At 65.7% G+C, this 17,487-nt stretch carries 19 protein-coding genes; 4 read left to right on the forward strand and 15 right to left on the reverse strand.

The window, feature by feature from the left end:
- Positions 1 to 321: 321 nt before the first annotated feature.
- The 12 genes from RM531_RS12945 to purM form a co-directional block, all read right to left on the reverse strand.
- A complete protein-coding gene (locus RM531_RS12945) occupies positions 322 to 2,904 on the reverse strand; it encodes a choice-of-anchor D domain-containing protein (RefSeq protein ID WP_311659790.1) in 2,583 nt (860 codons plus the stop codon).
- A gap of 38 nt (positions 2,905 to 2,942) precedes the next feature.
- A complete protein-coding gene (locus RM531_RS12950; protein ID WP_311659791.1) occupies positions 2,943 to 3,275 on the reverse strand; it encodes a hypothetical protein in 333 nt (110 codons plus the stop codon).
- Positions 3,276 to 3,475: 200 nt separating this feature from the next.
- Positions 3,476 to 4,111, reverse strand: coding sequence for an endonuclease III (gene nth / locus RM531_RS12955; protein ID WP_311659792.1), 636 nt, complete (start codon positions 4,109 to 4,111; stop codon positions 3,476 to 3,478).
- A 199-nt stretch (positions 4,112 to 4,310) separates the two neighbouring features.
- Positions 4,311 to 4,955, reverse strand: coding sequence for an RnfABCDGE type electron transport complex subunit B (locus tag RM531_RS12960; RefSeq protein ID WP_311659794.1), 645 nt, complete (start codon positions 4,953 to 4,955; stop codon positions 4,311 to 4,313).
- Positions 4,956 to 4,980: 25 nt separating this feature from the next.
- Positions 4,981 to 5,196: a BrnA antitoxin family protein gene (locus RM531_RS12965; protein WP_311659796.1), complete on the reverse strand. Its 216-nt coding sequence runs from the start codon at positions 5,194 to 5,196 to the stop codon at positions 4,981 to 4,983.
- On the reverse strand, positions 5,193 to 5,480 hold the full coding sequence (locus tag RM531_RS12970) for a BrnT family toxin (RefSeq protein WP_311659798.1): 288 nt from the start codon (positions 5,478 to 5,480) through the stop codon (positions 5,193 to 5,195). The genes RM531_RS12965 and RM531_RS12970 overlap by 4 nt, the downstream gene beginning before the upstream one ends.
- Positions 5,481 to 5,568: 88 nt before the next feature.
- Positions 5,569 to 7,584, reverse strand: a complete 2,016-nt coding sequence (metG, locus tag RM531_RS12975) for a methionine--tRNA ligase (RefSeq protein WP_311659799.1) — start codon at positions 7,582 to 7,584, stop codon at positions 5,569 to 5,571.
- A 65-nt stretch (positions 7,585 to 7,649) separates the two neighbouring features.
- Positions 7,650 to 8,390, reverse strand: a complete 741-nt coding sequence (locus RM531_RS12980) for an MlaA family lipoprotein (RefSeq protein WP_311659800.1) — start codon at positions 8,388 to 8,390, stop codon at positions 7,650 to 7,652.
- Positions 8,391 to 8,410: 20 nt separating this feature from the next.
- Entirely contained in the window at positions 8,411 to 9,724 is a 1,314-nt protein-coding gene (locus RM531_RS12985) for an alpha/beta fold hydrolase family protein (RefSeq protein ID WP_311659801.1), read from the reverse strand.
- 151 nt (positions 9,725 to 9,875) lie between these two features.
- The gene (locus tag RM531_RS12990) at positions 9,876 to 10,607 is read right to left on the reverse strand and encodes a DUF3108 domain-containing protein (RefSeq protein WP_311659802.1); all 732 of its coding nucleotides are present in this window, start codon (positions 10,605 to 10,607) and stop codon (positions 9,876 to 9,878) included.
- A complete protein-coding gene (purN, locus tag RM531_RS12995) occupies positions 10,585 to 11,244 on the reverse strand; it encodes a phosphoribosylglycinamide formyltransferase (RefSeq protein ID WP_311659803.1) in 660 nt (219 codons plus the stop codon). Before purN ends, RM531_RS12990 begins: the two co-directional genes overlap by 23 nt.
- Entirely contained in the window at positions 11,245 to 12,285 is a 1,041-nt protein-coding gene (gene purM, locus RM531_RS13000; protein WP_311659804.1) for a phosphoribosylformylglycinamidine cyclo-ligase, read from the reverse strand.
- Between the two features lie 76 nt (positions 12,286 to 12,361).
- On the opposite strand from purM, the gene RM531_RS13005 reads away from it, so the two are divergent.
- From RM531_RS13005 to RM531_RS13020, 4 genes are read left to right on the forward strand one after another with little or no spacing between them, the layout of a single operon-like run.
- On the forward strand, positions 12,362 to 13,489 hold the full coding sequence (locus RM531_RS13005) for a DUF2066 domain-containing protein (RefSeq protein WP_311659805.1): 1,128 nt from the start codon (positions 12,362 to 12,364) through the stop codon (positions 13,487 to 13,489).
- Positions 13,490 to 13,497: 8 nt separating this feature from the next.
- Complete coding sequence (locus RM531_RS13010; protein ID WP_311659806.1) at positions 13,498 to 14,556, forward strand: AI-2E family transporter; 1,059 nt, start codon at positions 13,498 to 13,500, stop codon at positions 14,554 to 14,556.
- The gene (gene hda, locus RM531_RS13015) at positions 14,546 to 15,256 is read left to right on the forward strand and encodes a DnaA regulatory inactivator Hda (protein ID WP_311659807.1); all 711 of its coding nucleotides are present in this window, start codon (positions 14,546 to 14,548) and stop codon (positions 15,254 to 15,256) included. The genes RM531_RS13010 and hda overlap by 11 nt, the downstream gene beginning before the upstream one ends.
- On the forward strand, positions 15,253 to 16,119 hold the full coding sequence (locus RM531_RS13020; protein ID WP_311659808.1) for a TraB/GumN family protein: 867 nt from the start codon (positions 15,253 to 15,255) through the stop codon (positions 16,117 to 16,119). Before hda ends, RM531_RS13020 begins: the two co-directional genes overlap by 4 nt.
- A 4-nt stretch (positions 16,120 to 16,123) precedes the next feature.
- On the opposite strand, the gene RM531_RS13025 is transcribed toward RM531_RS13020, so the two are convergent.
- From RM531_RS13025 to arsC, 3 genes are read right to left on the reverse strand one after another with little or no spacing between them, the layout of a single operon-like run.
- On the reverse strand, positions 16,124 to 16,456 hold the full coding sequence (locus RM531_RS13025; RefSeq protein ID WP_311659809.1) for a DUF2069 domain-containing protein: 333 nt from the start codon (positions 16,454 to 16,456) through the stop codon (positions 16,124 to 16,126).
- Positions 16,447 to 17,046, reverse strand: a complete 600-nt coding sequence (gene wrbA, locus RM531_RS13030) for an NAD(P)H:quinone oxidoreductase (protein ID WP_311659810.1) — start codon at positions 17,044 to 17,046, stop codon at positions 16,447 to 16,449. The genes RM531_RS13025 and wrbA overlap by 10 nt, the downstream gene beginning before the upstream one ends.
- Positions 17,031 to 17,393, reverse strand: a complete 363-nt coding sequence (arsC, locus tag RM531_RS13035) for an arsenate reductase (glutaredoxin) (protein WP_311659811.1) — start codon at positions 17,391 to 17,393, stop codon at positions 17,031 to 17,033. The genes wrbA and arsC overlap by 16 nt, the downstream gene beginning before the upstream one ends.
- Positions 17,394 to 17,487 lie beyond the last annotated feature (94 nt).

Below are 17,487 nucleotides of genomic sequence, written 5' to 3' on the forward strand. Positions count from 1 at the left end.
TCCGGGATACTCCGGGCGGTCATGCGTGCCACTCCGGAGGCGTGCCGGGCGGCGGCTATACAGGGCTTCGATGGACCGGGACGTTGCGCGCCGTACGTAGCCCTTGCAACGACTTTGATCGAGACTCAGCGGGGACTCCCGGTTTATGTTCGGCCTTCGCGACTTCGCGGCCGACGTGGAGGGCTCCGAAGACGCTGTTGCCGGGATATGCTGGAACGCTTGGCATCTCATGCCGGGACTGAACCAGCAGGCAGGTTAGGGCAAATAGAGCTCCACGCCTTGGGGTGCGCGCCGGGAAGAACCATTTGGTAGCAAGACGGGCTACACCGACAAGTGGCTTCGCCTCATTCCTAGGAGTGTGGTTGCAAGCAGTAACAAAACCAAAAAGGTTGGGTCGAAGCGCTGTCGCGACGATGGGCCCATAGTGCATCCCCCGCCTCCGCCGCTTCCGGCGGCGTCATCCTCTTTCTCGATATTGAAGCCTGGTCCACCGGGGTCGGTGATGACGCCGTTAACGGCCACATCGGCATCGCCCCGACCCCCATCCCGCAGGTGCAGCAAGACACGGTTGGCATCGACTCGTGCGCCGGTGTTGGAGGTCTCGTCGAAGTCGAAACGCACGGCCGGCGTACTGCCCATGTCGTCGGCCGGATATTTGTAATAAGCATTCGCCGGGCGGGGCAGGAGCAGGATTACGGTCGCACTGGCGCCCGGTGTCAGTCCGGTGATATCGAAGGCGAAGAAGCCGTTGTCGAACGTTATATTATCGGGTAGTTCGACTCGGCTGGGGGCTTCTTCGGCGCGGACGTTGGCGAAGACGCCTGCGTCGGTTTCCAGGGTTACATAATCGTCACGTGCGCCAGGCAGGGAGGTGACAGTGGCCTGGTTGCTGTCGGGTATGCCGTCGTCGTTACCGTCACCGTCGTTCGGGGCGTTGTCTTCGATGGTGTCGGCGACGCCGTCGGCATCGCTATCGATTACGCCATTTCCTGCCAGCGATACGACCACATTCGGATTTACCGCGTCGTCTGAAACGATGCCGAGGCTTTGCATTGCGTTCCCGGTAGTCGTGGGCGTAAAACGCACCGTAACCCTGCAATTACCGCCCGGTGCGAGCGTACGGTCTACGCAGTTCTGCTGCGTGACTGCAAATGGTGCAGTCGGTGTATCAATGGTGCTTATCTGAAGGGCCGCACTTCCGGCGTTTCGAACATCGATGCCCCGACTGTCATTGCTTCCCACGCCGATATTGCCGAAATCAATTGCTGCGGGCGTAACTTCGATGGCAGGCATGGCAGACGACTGCCCGCTACCGGACAGGGGTACGGCGATATCGCCGTCGTTCGACGCTACGGTGATTCTGCCGCTGAAATTACCAGCGCGCGGCGGTGCGAAGCGCAGGATGAACATGCATTGTGCCGCTGGTTCGAGCGTATTGTTAGAGCAGTTATCGCCGCTGGCGAGTTTCGTGAACGGCGTACTCGGTGTGCTGAGCGCGCCGAGGATCAGGTCAGCGTTGCCGCTATTTCGAACCGTGACCGACTGTTGTGCACTATCGCCAGTCGTGATCGAACCGAATTCAACACTCGCGGGGTCTATGACGATTACCGGCGCTTGCTCGGGAGTGCTGTCACCCGTGAGCGCAATGCTTTCATTGCCGCCATCACTGGCGATGTTCAGGCTGTCGCTGAAGCTGCCGGTGCTGGTCGGCGAGAATTCGACTGTGATGTCACAGGCCTCGCCCGGTGTAATGGTCCCGCCTTCGCTACATTCTTGTGCTGTGATGGCGAATGGATCGCCGGGGGCGACGATGTTCGTGATCGTCAGACTTGCCGTTCCACCGTTGCTGATAGTGACGGTGGCAAGCTCGGTCATGCCGGTTTCGACAATCCCGAAATCCACGGGTGACGGAGATACAGTCAGCACAGGTAATGCGTTGGAATTGCTGATATCCGGGCAGTTGGTATTACCGATCAAGTTCCAGCCGATATCGCTTAGCAGGCACGCAGCCAGGCCGATACCGTCGTTGATATCGATGTCACCCGTGTCGGCGGGCTCCATTAGCGCATTCGGAAGCAGATCACTATCCCAGTGAGCAATGGAAGAGCCGCCCTGCACCGGGGATGGCGCGAATATCTGCACCCTCCCGTCATTGACCCCATTCGTCAGCGAGGGCGCACCATTCGTCGTAGTCAGTGGGCCATCGAACACGACGTCGCCATCATTGGTAACCGATTCGAGACGTTCAGCGTTGGTCAGCGCGGGCCAGAACTGGCCGACGTCGAGATCGAAAACGAAGCGATCGAACGCTGTGGGTATATCGCTGGGAAAGCTGCCGGTCGTTGTATTAACAAAGGACACAAAGCCAAGACCGTGGATCAGCTCGTGCGTGACGCTTGCCGGGAAATCGACTGTATTGGACGGCGCATTGCCATCGACGCCGTAATACCAGCTGATACCTTGAAGGCAGTTGTTGTTGTTATCGATATTGCCATTGAATTCTGCGCCGATATCGGTTTCCGGAGTTGTGCCTGCGGGCTGCAGGTCTTCACCGGCGAGGGCATTGGCCAGAGCAATGGCGTAAAACGTGTCAGGCTGGCCCGAACCGAAATCGGCGACCGATATCCTCGGGCCGGCGCGTCCCAGAGTCGCGCTGTTGCTGTTGCAGGCGAGCGGGCCAAGACTCGCCTCGACGAGTATCTCGACGTCGCTGGCAATTTTATTGCCAAGCAATCCAGCGGCAAACTCGAAGGCGAACAGCCGTTGTTCCCCCAACGTTTGCCCCGGGTTTCCACCCACGGGATTGCGCGATGTGGTGTCATTGAGACCAACCCCGGGGGGATCGTCGTTGATGACAGTAATCGTCGCTGCCGAGGCAGCGAGATTTATGCTGACCAGAGCCATGGCTAATATGAGACGGCGCAAAAGCCGGAGTCGATTCACTATTCACTCCCCGTCGCATGTTCAATTGAAAGACCGCCTTCGGACTTTTTGTGCGCCTTGAGTTGCGGCCAATCATCCGGTTTATGGATGATTATTTTCGAGCCATCGTCGCGCTCGACGACATTCGGCTCACGATGGCGGCTGGTGCTCTGGTTGGCAGGTGTTGGCGTCTCAGATGACAGCGGCCCCGGGAGCCGCTCACCGGTTTCAGCATCGATATAAATCTTTCGATCGACCGAAGGGGTCTCTGATGACGCGGACTCATCGGGTTGACCACCGCATGCTGTCAGCAGAACCGTGCCGATAATCAGCAAGAAAGTATTGTTGTGCATGATTTCGCCTTGGTGCCGGCTAGGTTATGAGTGATTGACATGGCGATCTTGGTTATCGGCGTTCAGATCGTTTTTCAAAGTGGTTGGATTCATCCGCAGACAACCTGTCTGTGCATGCAAGCGAAAAATCGCATGATGAAACGCGTTACGGCAACAGTTGTTACTGAGTTCTTGCGGCAAGTCCGATCGGTCTCATGGTATTAACTAGAAGTCTTCGATAGATAATCGCATAGGTCCTCTATTACGCATGCATCGCAGAGCGGTTTCCGCGCCCGGCATACGTAGCGCCCGTGAAGGATAAGCCAGTGGTGAGCATCGCGCTGGTAGGCCTTCGGCACCACCCTGGTCAGCTTGTCTTCGACGGCGCGTACAGTCTTGCCGGGGGCCAGCCGGGTGCGGTTGGACACGCGGTAGATGTGGGTATCCACGGCGATCGTTGGTTCGCCAAACGCCGTATTGAGCACCACGTTAGCGGTCTTGCGGCCGACCCCGGGCAGGGCTTCGAGGGCCTTGCGGTCACGCGGGACCTCGCCGTCATGCTGTTCTATCAGGGCCCGGCAGGTCTTGAGGATGTTGTTGGCCTTGCTGTTGTAGAGGCCGATCGTCTTGATGTAACTCTTGAGGCCGTCCTCGCCCAGCGTAAGGATCGCTTCCGGCGTGTTTGCGACCGGAAACAGCCGGGCGGTGGCCTTGTTGACGCCGACGTCCGTGGCCTGGGCGGAAAGGATCACGGCGATCAGCAGTTCGAACGGGCTGTTGTAGTTCAGCTCGGTGGTGGGGGCCGGGTTGGCGGCCTGCAGTCGGCGGAAGATTTCCTCGCGCTTGGTCTGGTTCATGCAATGGCTGTGTCTGGTGTGCGATTGATTGTTCCGGGCGTGAGGCGGCATGAATGCCGCCCTACGGTCTGGTGAGGATACGGGCTAGGGTCGGTTTTGCCACCATGGTCGTAGGGCCGTTCATCCGGCCAACGGTGTGGGCGTCGTTGTCTGGAGCTGGCGTCAGGCGGAACTCATTCCGCCCTACGGTCTCTGCCATTTACCGGTTGCGTTTGGCCTTCGCTCGGGCGACAGCGGCGGCGATGTCGGACCGGCGGTTGTCGCTGGCGGCCTGGTCGTTACCGCGTACGCGCCGGCGCCGGGCGCGGCGTTCGGCGCGTTCCGCCTTCAGGCGGGCCAGCCGCTGGCTGCGGGCGTCGAAGCGTTGCCGTGCCCGGGCGGCTCGGTCCTCGTCATCCGCGGTTTCGGGCGGCCAGTGGACCTGGCCCTCGCCTTCGGCGGCGGTCGGCATGTCGATGCAGTCCACCGGGCAGGCGGGCACGCAAAGCTCGCAGCCGGTGCATTCGTCGGCAATGACGGTATGCATGAGCTTGGGGGCGCCGACAATCGCGTCCACCGGACAGACCTGGATACACTTGGTGCAACCGATGCATTCGTCCTCGCGGATGAAAGCCACCATCGGCTGCGACACCTCGCCGCATTCCGGGTCGATCGGCTTTTCCCGGTTGCCGGTTAGGGCGGCCAGTTGCCGCATGGTTGTTTCGCCGCCGGGCGGGCAGCGGTTGATGTCGGCCTCCCCGCTGGCGATGGCTTCCGCGTACGGCCGACAGCCGTCGTAGCCGCAGCGGGTGCACTGGGTCTGGGGCAGCAGGGCGTCGATTGCGTTGGCCGAAGCGGATGGCATGGTGTCAGCTCGTCGCGACAGCAGGTTACTTCCAGGAAAGGTCTGGCTTGCGGCCGCTGGCTGCACAATCCCTTAGATAGAGATTGATCAGGCTTTGATAGGGAATGCCGGTGTCCTCGGCCATAGACTTGAAGTAGTCGATCACGTCTTCGCGCATGCGGATCGTGACCTGCCGCTTCAACTTCGGCGCGTACGGGTTTTTCCGGCGCGGCATGTTCGCGAAATCATATTCCTGCTTCATGGCAACGGACCTCGGTACTGACGGCGCTCCCTGGCCGTGGCCTTGCGCGCCGATATGATCCTTATGACGTTTCCATCGAGTCGTTCACAGTGGCAGACGACCAGAATTCGCAGACGGTCACTGGCGCCGAGCATGATGAAACGGTGTTCGGCGGTGCTGTGTGCCGGGTCTCCGAAAAGATCGGCAAATTCGTCATAGAAGAGGGAACGCGCTTCTTCGAATGACACACGGTGCTTGCGTCGATTCGCATCCGCCTTCTCTGCGTCCCATTCGAACTCGATCATACATACATTGTAAGTAAGTATGAGCCATGGTCAACGGCGCCGCACCGGGTCGAAGAAGTGGTGACTCTGGCGTCCGAATTTGCGGGCGTTACTTGATCTTCATCCCCGGCGTCGCCCCGCTGTCCGGCGACAGCAGGAAGGGTCCGCCATCGTCCCCGCCGGCGGCCAGCACCATGCCTTCGGATACGCCGAAGCGCATCTTGCGCGGGGCGAGGTTGGCCACCATCACCACCAGGCGGTCTTCCAGCGTTTCGGGCGCGTAGGCGGCCTTTATGCCGGCGAACACCTGGCGTTCGCCCAGCTCGCCGACGTCCAGGGTCAGGCGCAGCAGCTTGTCGGCGCCTTCCACGTGTTCCGCGCGGGCCACCCGGGCGGCGCGCAGGTCAACCTTGCTGAAGTCGTCGATCTGGATGGTGTTGTCGTCCATGGCGGCTTGTTGTTCCTTGTTCGGGACGGTTGCGGCCAGGTCTTCCTTGCTGGCGGCGAGCATGGCATCGACGGCGTCGGTGTCCACGCGGGTGAGCAGCGGACGGAAGGCGTTGATCTGCCGCCCGGCGAGATCGCGGCCGGCGTCGTCCCAGTTCAGCTCGTCCACGCCCAGGAAGGCCTCCGCGGCGGCGGCCGTGGCCGGTAGCACCGGCTTGAGGAACACGGTGAGCTGGGCGAAGGCGGTCAGCGCGCTGGCGCAGATGGCCTGCAGCTCGGCCTCGCGGCCGTCTTCCTTGGCGATGATCCAGGGCTGGCGCTCGTTCACGTAGGCATTGGCGTCGTCGGCCAGGGCCATGATGCGCCGCATGGCCTGGGCGAACTGGCGGGTTTCGTAGAGCTCGGCGATGTCGTCGGCGGCGTCGGCGAACTGCCGGCACAGGTCCGGCCGGTCGAGCGAATCGCCCAGTTCCCCGCCGAAGCGCTTGTTGATGAACCCGGCACAGCGGCTGGCGATATTGACGTACTTGCCCACCAGGTCCGAATTCACCCGGGCGACGAAGTCCTCCAGGTTGAGGTCCAGGTCCTCCACTCCGGCGCCCAGCTTGGCGGCGAAGTAGTAGCGCAGGTATTCCGCCGGCAGGTGATCGATGTAGGTGCGGGCCCGGATGAAGGTGCCGCGCGACTTGGACATCTTCTCGCCGTTGACGGTGAGAAAGCCGTGGGCAAACACGCCGTCCGGGGTGCGAAAGCCGGCCCCGTGCAGCATGGCCGGCCAGAACAGGGCGTGGAAGTAGACGATGTCCTTGCCGATGAAGTGGTACACCTCGGCGTCGGAGTCCGGCGTCCAGTAGCCGTCGAAATCGCGGCCGGTGCGCTCGCACAGATTCTTCAGGCTGGCCATGTAGCCGATCGGCGCGTCCAGCCAGACGTAGAAGTACTTGTCCTCGGTGCCGGGAATCCGGAAACCGAAATAGGGGGCGTCGCGGGAGATGTCCCAGTCCTTCAGGCCGGCCTCGAACCATTCGCCCAGCTTGCGCTGCGTGGCCTCCTGCAGATGGCCGCCGGCGGTCCACTCGCGCAGGAAGGTTTCGAAGTCGCCGAGCTGGAAGAAGTAGTGTTCGGAATCCTTCTCCACCGGCGTGACCCCGGACAGCGCCGACACCGGGTTCTTGAGGTCGGTGGGCTGGTAGGTGGCGCCGCAGGATTCGCAGGAATCACCATACTGGTCGGCCGCCCCGCAGCGCGGGCATTCGCCTCGGATGAAACGGTCCGGCAGGAACATCTGCTTGTCCGGGTCGAACGCCTGCGAGATAGTGCGCCGGGCGATGTGGCCGGCGGCGTTCAGGCGTTCGTAGATGTCCGCGGCCAGCGTGCGGTTTTCGGGCGAGTGGGTGGAGTGATAGTTGTCGAACGACACCAGAAAGGCGTCGAAGTCGGCCTTGTGTTCGGCGGCGAAGCGCTCGATCAGGGCCTCCGGCTCGATGCCCTCCTTGCGGGCCGCCAGCATGATCGGCGTGCCGTGGGCGTCGTCGGCGCACACGTAAACGCAGTCGTGACCGCGCAGCCGCTGGAAGCGCACCCAGATGTCGGTCTGGATGTACTCCACCAGGTGGCCGAGATGAATGGCGCCGTTGGCATAAGGCAGGGCGCTGGTGACCAGTATCTTGCGGGACATGCAGGGCATTTTTCGGGGCCGGATCAACCGCCGATTATGCCACAGGGGTCCTGCAGCCCCGGGAATCAGCGCTCGATCTGCAGGGCCCGGAAATTCACGTAGATCAGCCGCACCAGGGTGTATTCGAAGGGCGAGCCGGTCTGGTAGTAGCGGAAATCCTGTCGCTCGCGGGTATCGAGTGCATAGGCCGTCCAGTAGGCGACGCGCCGGGCCGGGTTGCCGGATAGCAGCAACGGATCGATGGCGAACTCGATGCCGAAATCCGCCGCCAGCCCGCCGGTGTCGCGCAGGGTGGACGGCCCCAGCAGCGGCAGCACCAGATAGGGGCCCGGCCCCATGCCCCAGGCGCCCAGCGTCTGACCGAAGTCCTCGTCGCGGCGCGCCAGGCCAAGGTCGGTGGCCGGGTCCATCAGGCCCGCCACCCCCAGCGTGGAATTGACCAGGAATCGGCCCACTGTCACTGCCGCGTCGTGGCCCTTGCCCTGCAACAGCGTGTTGGCAAAGGTGACGATCTCGCCGATGTTGTCGAAGAAGTTGGAGATGCCCTGGCGTGCCGGGGGCGGCGCCACCGTGCGGTAGACGTCCAGCGCCGGCAGCAGCACATAGCGGTCGGCCAGGGCGTTGAAACGGTAGACACGCTGGTTGAACGGTTCCAGCGGATCGTAGATGGCGAGCGGATTGGCGGTGGTCTGATCGGCATCGCGTGCAACTGGCGTTTCCGGATCCACGCTGGGCGGAGGCGGCGGCGTGCCGGCGCAGCCGGCCATTAGCACCGCGAGGCAAATGCCGAGTAGGGCGGGATTCATCCCGCCTTGCCGATGCCAGATCATGGCCGAAAGAACTCCCGGATGGCACCGATCACGTCGCGATGCGCGAGATTGCCCATGTGCCCGCCGTGGGGAAAGATCGTGGCACGCTCGCCGAAGGTCCGGCGCAGGAAGTCGACTTCCCCGGGATCGAGAATGATCTCGTCCGCGCTCGTGATCACGCCCATGTGCTCGGCGCGCTTCAGGTAGGGCTGGATGCGCGCAAGCCGGCCTTCGCGGATCAGCGCATCGCGCGTGAGCTGTCGTCCGTCCTTGTTGTAGTAGGGCAGCAGCAGCTCGTCGATGTAGTCGGCGAAAGACATGCCGAAGGAGCGCACCAGATAGGTGTCGAGACTGGTGAAGGTGCCGGGTTCGCGTGCCACCGGCACGATCACGCCGCTGTTACTGAGCAGGTCGGCGGCGAAGTTCATGTTAGCCAGCCACAGGCGGAAGGCCAGGCCGATGATGGCGGCGATGTCCTGCTCGCGGGTTTCGGTGGCGAGATAGGCCTGGTAGAGGAAATCCTCGTTGAACTCGATCGGATCCTCCCCCGCATAGATCTGCCGGAAACGCCCCAGTGCCTGTTCCAGGAACGCCGGCAGCCCGGCGATGCCCTGTTCCAGCCCGGTCTCGAACAGCCGGTCCATGCGACGGACGGAGGCATACAGGTCCACCGCGGGGTTGATCAGCAGTACCCGCTCGAAGCCGAAAACCTGTTCCTGCCGATCCCGCTGATCGACGAACGCCGCCTGCAGGCCGCCGAGACTGTAGCCGGTCAGGGCAAAGCCGGTGATCCGGACGCGCTCGGGCAGGTCGTCGCGAACCGCCTGCATGAAGCGATATACATCCGCTACGTCGTTGTTCATGCGGCCGGGCACCGGGTGCGTGGCGGCACCCAGCATGAACCCCACGCTGGTGGGCGAGGGCAGGGTGACCACGTGATAGCCCTCGGCGTACAGGGCCCGGGCGATCAGGTTGCTCTTGGTGCTCTTGGCGCCGGCGCCGGTGCCAGCGAGGATGAACACCAGCGGCGCGGGTTCGTCCTGGGCGATCAGGCCGTATTCCAGTGGCACGGCGTAGACCAGTGGCGATGGCACCGGGCGCTCGACCAGGGGCGCCAGGGTCCGGGTTTCGCGCGGCAGATTCTCGGGCAGACTGGCGCGATAGGCCCGCGGCGTGCCGACCACCGTGGCGGCCAGCGGGTCGTCGATGGGATAGGCGCCGTTGCCGGCCGCGGCACTGGCGGTCGTGTGGGCCAGCAGGCTAATCAGCAGCGTGGCGGCAGCGGTCCGGGCGTGCCGGCGGAACGAGACTGTCTGGAACGTCGGAACCATGCGGGGGACGGTCTGTCCTGGCGGTTTGGCAGTATCAAAACAGCGCGCCGGCGTGGTGGGCGCCGGCGCGTGAGTGTATCGATTCCGCGCGATGTTCGCGCGGCGGGAAACGTCAGACCCGTGATTCCCCGGGCAAGTTCACCGGGGACCCCTAGATACTGCCCCCGCTTTCGTCGGTGCGCTCCACCGACGTCAGGTCCAGCCGGATCTGGGTACTGCCATTCTTGCGGTGTTCCACCCGCACCGGCAGGAAGTCGAGGGCCGGGGCCGCCCAGAACACCAGTTGCTTGTCGCCGTCATCCACGCGGGCCAGCCGGATGGTCTTGAAGCTGCCGGCCGCGGTTTCCACGCTCGGGCCCTCGGATACCGCCAGGCGGTAGGTCTTGATCTCGTCCTCGTCGACCACCGTGAACTCGCGGGCGCCCGCCTCGGCAGGATTTTCCGCATCGGCTAGCCAGCGGCGGGCGGCGATCTGCAGCAGGAAGGGGTCGACCGCATCGGCCGGCACGTCGAAGGCCTCGCCGCCATTGAGGCTGGCGGTGGTGTCGGTCGGGTTGAAGCCGAGCTGATAGCTGTCCTCGGCGTCGTCCGATTCGTGATGACGGAACTGGCGCGGGGAGAGCTCGCCGTTATCGGTTACGCAGAAGCGGGAATCGTCGGTGACGGTGCCGATCAGCATCGCCGCCAGGCCGCTGGGGTTGGCCACCCCGTGCCAGCGCCAGCAGCCGTTGTCGCGGCTGAGTTCGAAGGTGGCCTCGCCCAGGCCGATGATGCCGTGCGAGGCGCGGTAGGTGGCGGTGAACGGTGACAGCACCGCCGCCTGCGCGGGAACCACGGCCAGCAGGCCGAGGGCAATCAGGCTATGTCGAATCGCAGTCCACATGAATCGGTGCCTCCAGGGGCCGGTTGTCCATCCGCACACGACCGTCGGCAAAATCGACCCGACCGCTTGCCAGCCAGCCCAGTGCCTGCGGGTAGATGCGGGTTTCCACCTGGTGCATTACCCGATCAGCGAGGCTGGTCGGCGTGTCCTGTGCGGCCACCGCGATGCTGCCCTGCAGGATGCCCGGGCCGGCGTCCAGGTCTGCCGTGACCAAATGCACGGTGGCGCCGTGTCGGGCATCGCCGGCGGCCAGCGCGCGGCGGTGCGTGTCCAGCCCCCGATGCCTTGGCAGCAGCGAGGGATGGATGTTGACGAGCCTGCCGGCAAACTGCTGAACGAAAGCTGAATCAAGAATGCGCATATAGCCGGCCAGCACCACCCAGTCGGGGTTCTCGGCGGCCACGTGGCGGGCCAGTTCGGCATCGAAGGCGGCGCGCGAGGAAAAGCCCTTCGGCTGCAGCACGGTGCCGGGCACACTCGCCCGCGCCGCAATATCCAGCGCGGGAATTCCGGGACGATTGGTGATGACCCGCGTGATGTTCAGCGGCAGGGTGCCGGCAGCGCGCGCGGCCAACAGCGCCTGCAGGTTGCGGCCACGGCCGGAGACCAGGACGACTGCCCGCGACAGGCTATCCATTTAAATCAGATGAACCGCGTCGTCCTGCTGGTCGCGCGCGACGATTTCGCCGATCTCGAACACCGTTTCGCCGGCGGCCTCGAAGGCGGCCCGGACGGCGGCTGCCTGGCCGGCATTCACCACCACGGCCATGCCGATGCCGCCGTTGAAGGTGCGCTGCATTTCCGCGTCGCTGATGCCGCCGGCTTCCTGCAGCCAGCCGAACAGCGCCGGCCGCGGCCAGCTGTCGGCCCGCAGCCGGGCGCCGCAGTGCGCCGGCAGGACCCGGGCGAGGTTTTCCGCCAGCCCGCCGCCGGTGATGTGGGCCAGCCCCTTGAGTGGATGCTCTGTCAGCACTTCGCGCACGGCGGCCACGTAGATGCGGGTGGGGGCGAGCAGGGCGTCCGCGAGGGTGGCGTCCCCCAGCGGCTGGTCGAGCCGCTGGCCGCTGACTTCCAGCACCTTGCGGATCAGCGAGTAGCCGTTGGAATGGGCGCCGGAGGAGGCCAGGCCCAGCACCACGTCGCCCGGCGCAATGCCCGAGCCGTCAATGATCGCCTCGCGTTCGGCCACCCCGACGCAGAAACCGGCCAGGTCGAAATCGCCGGGCGCGTACATGCCGGGCATTTCCGCGGTTTCCCCGCCGATCAGCGCCATGCCCGACATCTCGCAGCCGCGGGCGATGCTCCGGATCACCTCGGCGGCAATCCCGGCGTCCAGCCTGGCGGTGGCGTAGTAATCGAGGAAGAACAGCGGTTCGGCGCCGGCCACCAGGACGTCGTTCACGCACATGGCCACCAGGTCGATGCCGATGCCGTCGAACCGGCCGGCCTCGATTGCCAGCCGCAGCTTGGTGCCCACGCCGTCGGTGCCGGAAACCAGCACCGGCTCGCGGTAGCGTTCGATGGGCACGCGGAACAGGCCACCAAAGCCGCCCAGTCCGCCGATGACCTCCGGGCGCTGGGTGGCAGCGACGGCGGGCTTGATGGCATCGACCAGGGCGTTGCCGGCGTCAATGTCAACGCCGGCATCGCGGTAGCTCAGGGAAGGGCGATCGCTCAAGGCAAGGCTCGCTGCAGAGTCGGGGTGAATGGGCGCGGAGCGGGGCAGGCCGCATGGTATTGTAGCGCAGCGATTCATGCCTTCGTCGATGATGCCTTTATTCCGGCTGCTGCCCCTTGTCGTCTGCCTGTTGTTCGCCCTGCCCGCCGCCGCGGTGGAGGTGGCCGACCTCTACGGCGCGGAGGTGGAAGCCGCCGACCAGAGCGAGCAGACGCGTGAGGGCGCCCTGCGCCAGGCGCTGGGGCTGGTGCTGGTCCGGGTGACCGGAGACCGTGCCGTGACCGAGCGCAGCGGCGCCGCCGGTATTCTCGAACGGGCCGACGAACTGGTGCAGCAGTACGGCTATCAGGGCAGTGATGCCTCGGGGGTAACACTGCGGGTGTCCTTCGAGCCCACGGCAGTCAACGAGGCGTTGCGGGATGCCGGTATTGCGGTCTGGGGCCGCGAACGCCCGGCGACCATGCCCTGGGTGGCGATGGCCGCCGACGGGCTGCTCACCGAAGCCACGCCTGCCGACGGCATCGAGGCCATGCGTGATGCGGCGCGTAATCGCGGGCTGCCGTTGCAGTTGCCGCGCACGGGCGAGGCCGAGCGCGGCCGGGTGACGCCGGCCGATATCGCCAGCGGCAACGATGCCCGGCTGATGTCGGTGGCCCGCGGCTACGGCACCGCCAACCTGCTGGTCGGCCGCATCGGCAGCGAGGGTGGTTCCTGGGGTGGTCGCTGGCGTCTGCTCAGCGACGGCACCGAGCTGGCCAACTGGCAGGGCGCGGCGGATTCGCGCCCGGCGCTGCTGGCCGAGGCCCTTCACCGGGTGGCCGATATTTACGCCCGAACCTACGCGGCGCGCGCTGGCGCCCGCTCGACGACGGCATCCGGCGGCGGATCGGGTGGCACCGGCGCGGTGGGGGCGTTCGATGCGGGTGACGACGGCGTCCTGGTCGCGATCAGCAATGTTGCTGGCGCCAGCGACTACAACCGTGTGGCCGCCCATCTGGCCGACATCGGGGTGGTGGAATGGCTGTCGCCCGCGCTGGTACGCGAGGACATGGTGCTGTTCCGCGTCAAGGTCACGGGTGGCAGCGGCGTACTGGACCGCAACATCGATCTGGCTGACTGGCTGCGTCGTGATAGTGACGCCACCCGCCAGGCCGAGGGCCTGACCCGCGGCGGCGCGGCGCTGGGTTACCGGCTGAGCCGCTGACGCCGGTCATGATCGCGTCCCGCTACGCCCTCTGGCTGCTGCCGCTGCTGGCGGTCATCCTGTTCATCTGGCTGCTCGGGCCAATTCTCACGCCGTTCGTGTTCGCCGCCGGGCTCGCCTATCTGGGCGACCCGCTGGTCGACCGGCTGCAGACCTACCGGCTGTCGCGCACGGCCTCGGTCCTGGTGGTGTTCGGCACCCTGACCATCGTGGGGCTGATGCTCGTGCTGCTGCTGTTTCCGGTGCTCGAACATCAGCTGCGCACCCTGATCGAGAACATGCCGCGCTACCTGCAGTGGCTGCAGGAACGCATCGAGCCACTGATGCAGACCTTCCTGCCGGAAAGCGAGGGCCTGAGCATGGAGGCCCTGCGCAACCTGGTGGCCGAACACTGGGGCAAGGCCGGCGGCGTGGCCAACGTGATCTGGCAGCAGGCCTTCTCCTCGGGGACCGCGCTGATCGCGCTGGTAGCCAATCTGGTGCTGGTGCCGGTGATCACCTTCTACCTACTGCGCGACTGGGACCACATGGTGGCCTGGATTCGCGATCTGCTGCCGCGCCGCATGCTCGGCACGGCCACGGAACTGGCCCGCGAGACCGACGAGGTGCTGGGCCAGTTCATCCGCGGCCAGCTGCTGGTGATGGCCTTCCTCGGGCTGACCTACGCGGTGGGCCTGTGGCTGGCGGGGCTGGACCTGGCGTTCCTCATCGGCATCGCCGCCGGGTTGGTCAGCTTCGTGCCCTACCTGGGGGTGATCGTGGGGCTGGCGGCGTCATCGGTGGCCATGCTGGTGCAGACCGGTGGCGACCTGCTGCCGCTGCTGTGGGTGGGCCTGGTGTTCGCCGTGGGGCAGACGCTGGAAGGCGCGGTGCTGCAGCCGCTGCTGGTGGGCGACCGCATTGGCCTGCATCCGGTTACCGTGATTTTCGCGGTGCTGGCCGGGGGGCAGTTGTTCGGTTTTGTCGGCGTGCTGATTGCCCTGCCGGCGGCCGCCGCAATCGCGGTGCTGGTGCGTTACGCCGGGCGGGTCTGGCGCGAGAGCCGGTTGTATCAGGATGAAAGCTGAGCCCGCCACGCCTCTACTATCCGCCCAGTTGCCGCTGGGGGTGCAGTTGCCGGATACCGCCACCCTGGCCGGCTTCGCCCCCGGACCCAACGCCGCGGCGCTGGCCGCCGCCCGCCAGGCCGCGATCGGTCCGGACCAGCGCGGCTACTTCTGCGGTGGTCCCGGCAAGACCCATCTGCTGCAGGCAGCCTGCCGCGCCGCCGGTGAGGCCGGGCGCCGGGCCACTTTTCTGCCGCTGGCCGACTGGTGCGAGCAACCGCCGGCCATTCTCGACGGCCTGACCGGGCTGGACCTGGTGTGTCTGGACGAGGTGGATGCCGTGGCCGGCAACCGCGCCTGGGAAGAGGCGCTGGTCGGGGCACTGGACGGCTGGCGGGCCGCCGGGGCTAGCGTGCTGGCGGCCGGGCCGGCCGCACCGGCGCAGCTGACCGACCTGCTGGCGGACCTGCGTTCCCGTCTGGGCTGGGGCGCTGTCTATGCGTTGCAGGAACCCGCGGATGACGACAAGCGATGGGTGCTGGTGGCACGCGCGGCCAGCCGCGGCCTGACGCTGCCCGACGAGGTGGCTCGCTATCTGTTGACTCATACCAGCCGGGATCTGCGTCGGCTGATGCCGCTGCTCGCGCGGCTGGACCGGGCCTCGCTGGCCGCCCAGCGGCGCCTGACCATTCCCTTCGTCAAGCAGGTCTGTCTGTCGTGAAACGCAAGCAAGTGTTTCTCGCGGCACTGCTCGCCCTGGCCAGCGGCGCCGCCTCGGCCCGCGGCATGGTCTGGCAGGTCAGCGATGCCGACAACACGGTCTATCTGGCCGGCTCGGTGCATCTGCTACCGCCCTCGGCCTATCCGCTGCCCGAGGCGTTTCAGCGCGCCTACGAGAACGCGGCCATCGTAGCTTTCGAGACGGATATCGGCGAGCTGCAGTCGTCGGCGGCCCAGACCCGGCTGTTCCAGGCGGCCCGCTATCCGGACGGGACCGGGCTGGACGATCATCTGGACGACGCGCTGTATGCCCGGGTGGCCAATCTGCTGGGCGACATGGGCCAGTCGATCAGCGCCATGCGCAGCTTCCGTCCCTGGTTCATCGCGGGGATGATCGAGGTGCAGGCGTTCATGGCCGAAGACTTCCGCCAGGACCTGGGCCTGGATACCCATTTCCACGAGCGGGCGGTGGAGGATGACAAGGCAATCCTGCCGCTGGAAACCCTGGACCGGCACCTGGCGGTGCTTACCGAGATGCCGGCGGACATGGCCCGGGATTACCTCGCGGCGACAGTGGAAAACGTCGCGGCGTTGAGCGATGCCCCGGCCGTGGTATTCGACTTCTGGCGCGAGGGCGACGCCGCCGGCCTGGCGGCTTATGTCGAGGAACAGATCGACGACACGCCGGCCCTTTACGAACGGCTACTGTTTTCCCGCAACGATGACTGGATGGCGCACATCGAGGCGCTGCTGGCCGGCAGCGACGACGCGATGGTGCTGGTCGGCACGCTGCACCTGGTGGGCGAGCGCGGCCTGATCGAACAGCTGGAGGCCGCCGGGCACCGGCCCGAACGCGTCGAGTAGCGGGTTAGGCCGCCGGCGGCTGCTCGCGTGCCTGCCAGCGCACGAAACACAGGCAGCCGGTGAACACGATCACCGTAGCCAGCAGCGCCGGAGCGGTAATCCAGCCGCTGGCGCCGCGGGCGGTGAACTCGGTCAGCAACACCGTGAGATACGCCAGCGACAGCAGGCTGGTCCAGCCGTAGGTGTAGCGGCGCCCGCGCCAGAGGCCGGGCAGGGCGGGCAGCAGCGGCAGGCAGGTCAGGGGTCCGTAGAACGGCCCCAGCCACAGCACCAGGCCGCCGATCAGCCCGGCCATGGCGACCAGCGTTGCCGTACGAGCGAGCCGACTCAGTTGCATGGCTGGTTCAGCCGGCGGGCCGTGTCCGCCACCCGTTTGCCCAGCGCGCGGGCCAGGCGGCGTTCGTGGTCGGTCAGCGGCCGGGGCGATCCGCCGCTGACATGGCTGGCGCCGTACGGGGTGCCGCCGTTGGTGGTCTCGTTGAGCGCGCTTTCGCTGTAGGGCAGGCCCACCAGCAGCATGCCGTGGTGCAGTAGCGGCAGCATCATCGACAGCAACGTGGTTTCCTGCCCGCCGTGCAGGCTGGCCGTCGAGGTGAATACGCCGGCCGGCTTGCCGGCGAGGTCGCCGGACAGCCATGGCCCCGCAGTGGTGTCGAGAAAGTATTTCAGTGGGGCCGCCATGTTGCCGAAGCGGGTGGGCGAGCCCAGCAGAAGCCCGGCGCATTCGGCCAGATCTGAATGCTCGGCGTAGGGCGGTCCACTGTCCGGCAGACTGTCGCTGACCGCCTCGCAGTCGGCGGATACCGGCGGCACCGTGCGCACACGGGGCTGCATCTCCGCCACGCTGCTTACGCCGCGGGCGATTTCGTCGGCCAGGGCGGCGGTGGCGCCGTCCCGGCTGTAGTAGAGGATCAGGATGTCGGGCATGACAGCAGGGTCCGGATCTGTTCGGGCGGCCGGCCGATCACCGCGCGGTCGTCGGTCTCGAGAATGGGCCGCTGCAGCAGCGACGGCTCCTCGAGCAGAGCCCGGATCGCGGTATCGGTATCGATTGCCGCGAGCTGGTCCAGCCCCAGGGCACGAAACGCCGGTTCGTTGTGGCGGAGTACCTCGGCAGCGGGCACATCCAGCCTGGCCAGCAGCCCGCGGAGCACGGATTCCGAAGGTGGATCGTCGAGATATCGAACCACGGTGAATGGCGTGCCGGTGTCCTCGAGCAGGCGCAGTGCGGTGCGGGATTTGGAGCAGCGGGGGTTGTGGTAGAGGCGGTACACGGCGTGTTTGTATCGAGCTGGGCGGCTAAGGGTAACCGATCGGGATCGAGCCCCGGTTCGGGTCATGGCCGGCTGTGCCCGACGTATTCGACTG

It is taken from the genome of Spectribacter acetivorans (assembly GCF_031846305.1).
Taxonomy (GTDB): domain Bacteria; phylum Pseudomonadota; class Gammaproteobacteria; order Nevskiales; family Salinisphaeraceae; genus Spectribacter; species Spectribacter acetivorans.

What these genes read in the sequence shown, in the direction of transcription:
- RM531_RS12980 (WP_311659800.1), bottom strand. Translation starts at nt 8,390, where the DNA reads ATGAATCCCGCCCTACTCGGCATTTGCCTCGCGGTGCTAATGGCCGGC.
- RM531_RS12950 (WP_311659791.1), bottom strand. Translation starts at nt 3,275, where the DNA reads ATGCACAACAATACTTTCTTGCTGATTATCGGCACGGTTCTGCTGACA.
- RM531_RS13010 (WP_311659806.1), top strand. Translation starts at nt 13,498, where the DNA reads ATGATCGCGTCCCGCTACGCCCTCTGGCTGCTGCCGCTGCTGGCGGTC.
- RM531_RS13025 (WP_311659809.1), bottom strand. Translation starts at nt 16,456, where the DNA reads ATGCAACTGAGTCGGCTCGCTCGTACGGCAACGCTGGTCGCCATGGCC.
- RM531_RS13005 (WP_311659805.1), top strand. Translation starts at nt 12,362, where the DNA reads ATGCCTTCGTCGATGATGCCTTTATTCCGGCTGCTGCCCCTTGTCGTC.
- hda (WP_311659807.1), top strand. Translation starts at nt 14,546, where the DNA reads ATGAAAGCTGAGCCCGCCACGCCTCTACTATCCGCCCAGTTGCCGCTG.
- nth (WP_311659792.1), bottom strand. Translation starts at nt 4,111, where the DNA reads ATGAACCAGACCAAGCGCGAGGAAATCTTCCGCCGACTGCAGGCCGCC.
- metG (WP_311659799.1), bottom strand. Translation starts at nt 7,584, where the DNA reads ATGTCCCGCAAGATACTGGTCACCAGCGCCCTGCCTTATGCCAACGGC.
- wrbA (WP_311659810.1), bottom strand. Translation starts at nt 17,046, where the DNA reads ATGCCCGACATCCTGATCCTCTACTACAGCCGGGACGGCGCCACCGCC.
- RM531_RS12970 (WP_311659798.1), bottom strand. Translation starts at nt 5,480, where the DNA reads ATGATCGAGTTCGAATGGGACGCAGAGAAGGCGGATGCGAATCGACGC.
- purN (WP_311659803.1), bottom strand. Translation starts at nt 11,244, where the DNA reads ATGGATAGCCTGTCGCGGGCAGTCGTCCTGGTCTCCGGCCGTGGCCGC.
- RM531_RS12945 (WP_311659790.1), bottom strand. Translation starts at nt 2,904, where the DNA reads ATGGCTCTGGTCAGCATAAATCTCGCTGCCTCGGCAGCGACGATTACT.
- RM531_RS12985 (WP_311659801.1), bottom strand. Translation starts at nt 9,724, where the DNA reads ATGGTTCCGACGTTCCAGACAGTCTCGTTCCGCCGGCACGCCCGGACC.
- RM531_RS12965 (WP_311659796.1), bottom strand. Translation starts at nt 5,196, where the DNA reads ATGAAGCAGGAATATGATTTCGCGAACATGCCGCGCCGGAAAAACCCG.
- RM531_RS12990 (WP_311659802.1), bottom strand. Translation starts at nt 10,607, where the DNA reads ATGTGGACTGCGATTCGACATAGCCTGATTGCCCTCGGCCTGCTGGCC.
- RM531_RS12960 (WP_311659794.1), bottom strand. Translation starts at nt 4,955, where the DNA reads ATGCCATCCGCTTCGGCCAACGCAATCGACGCCCTGCTGCCCCAGACC.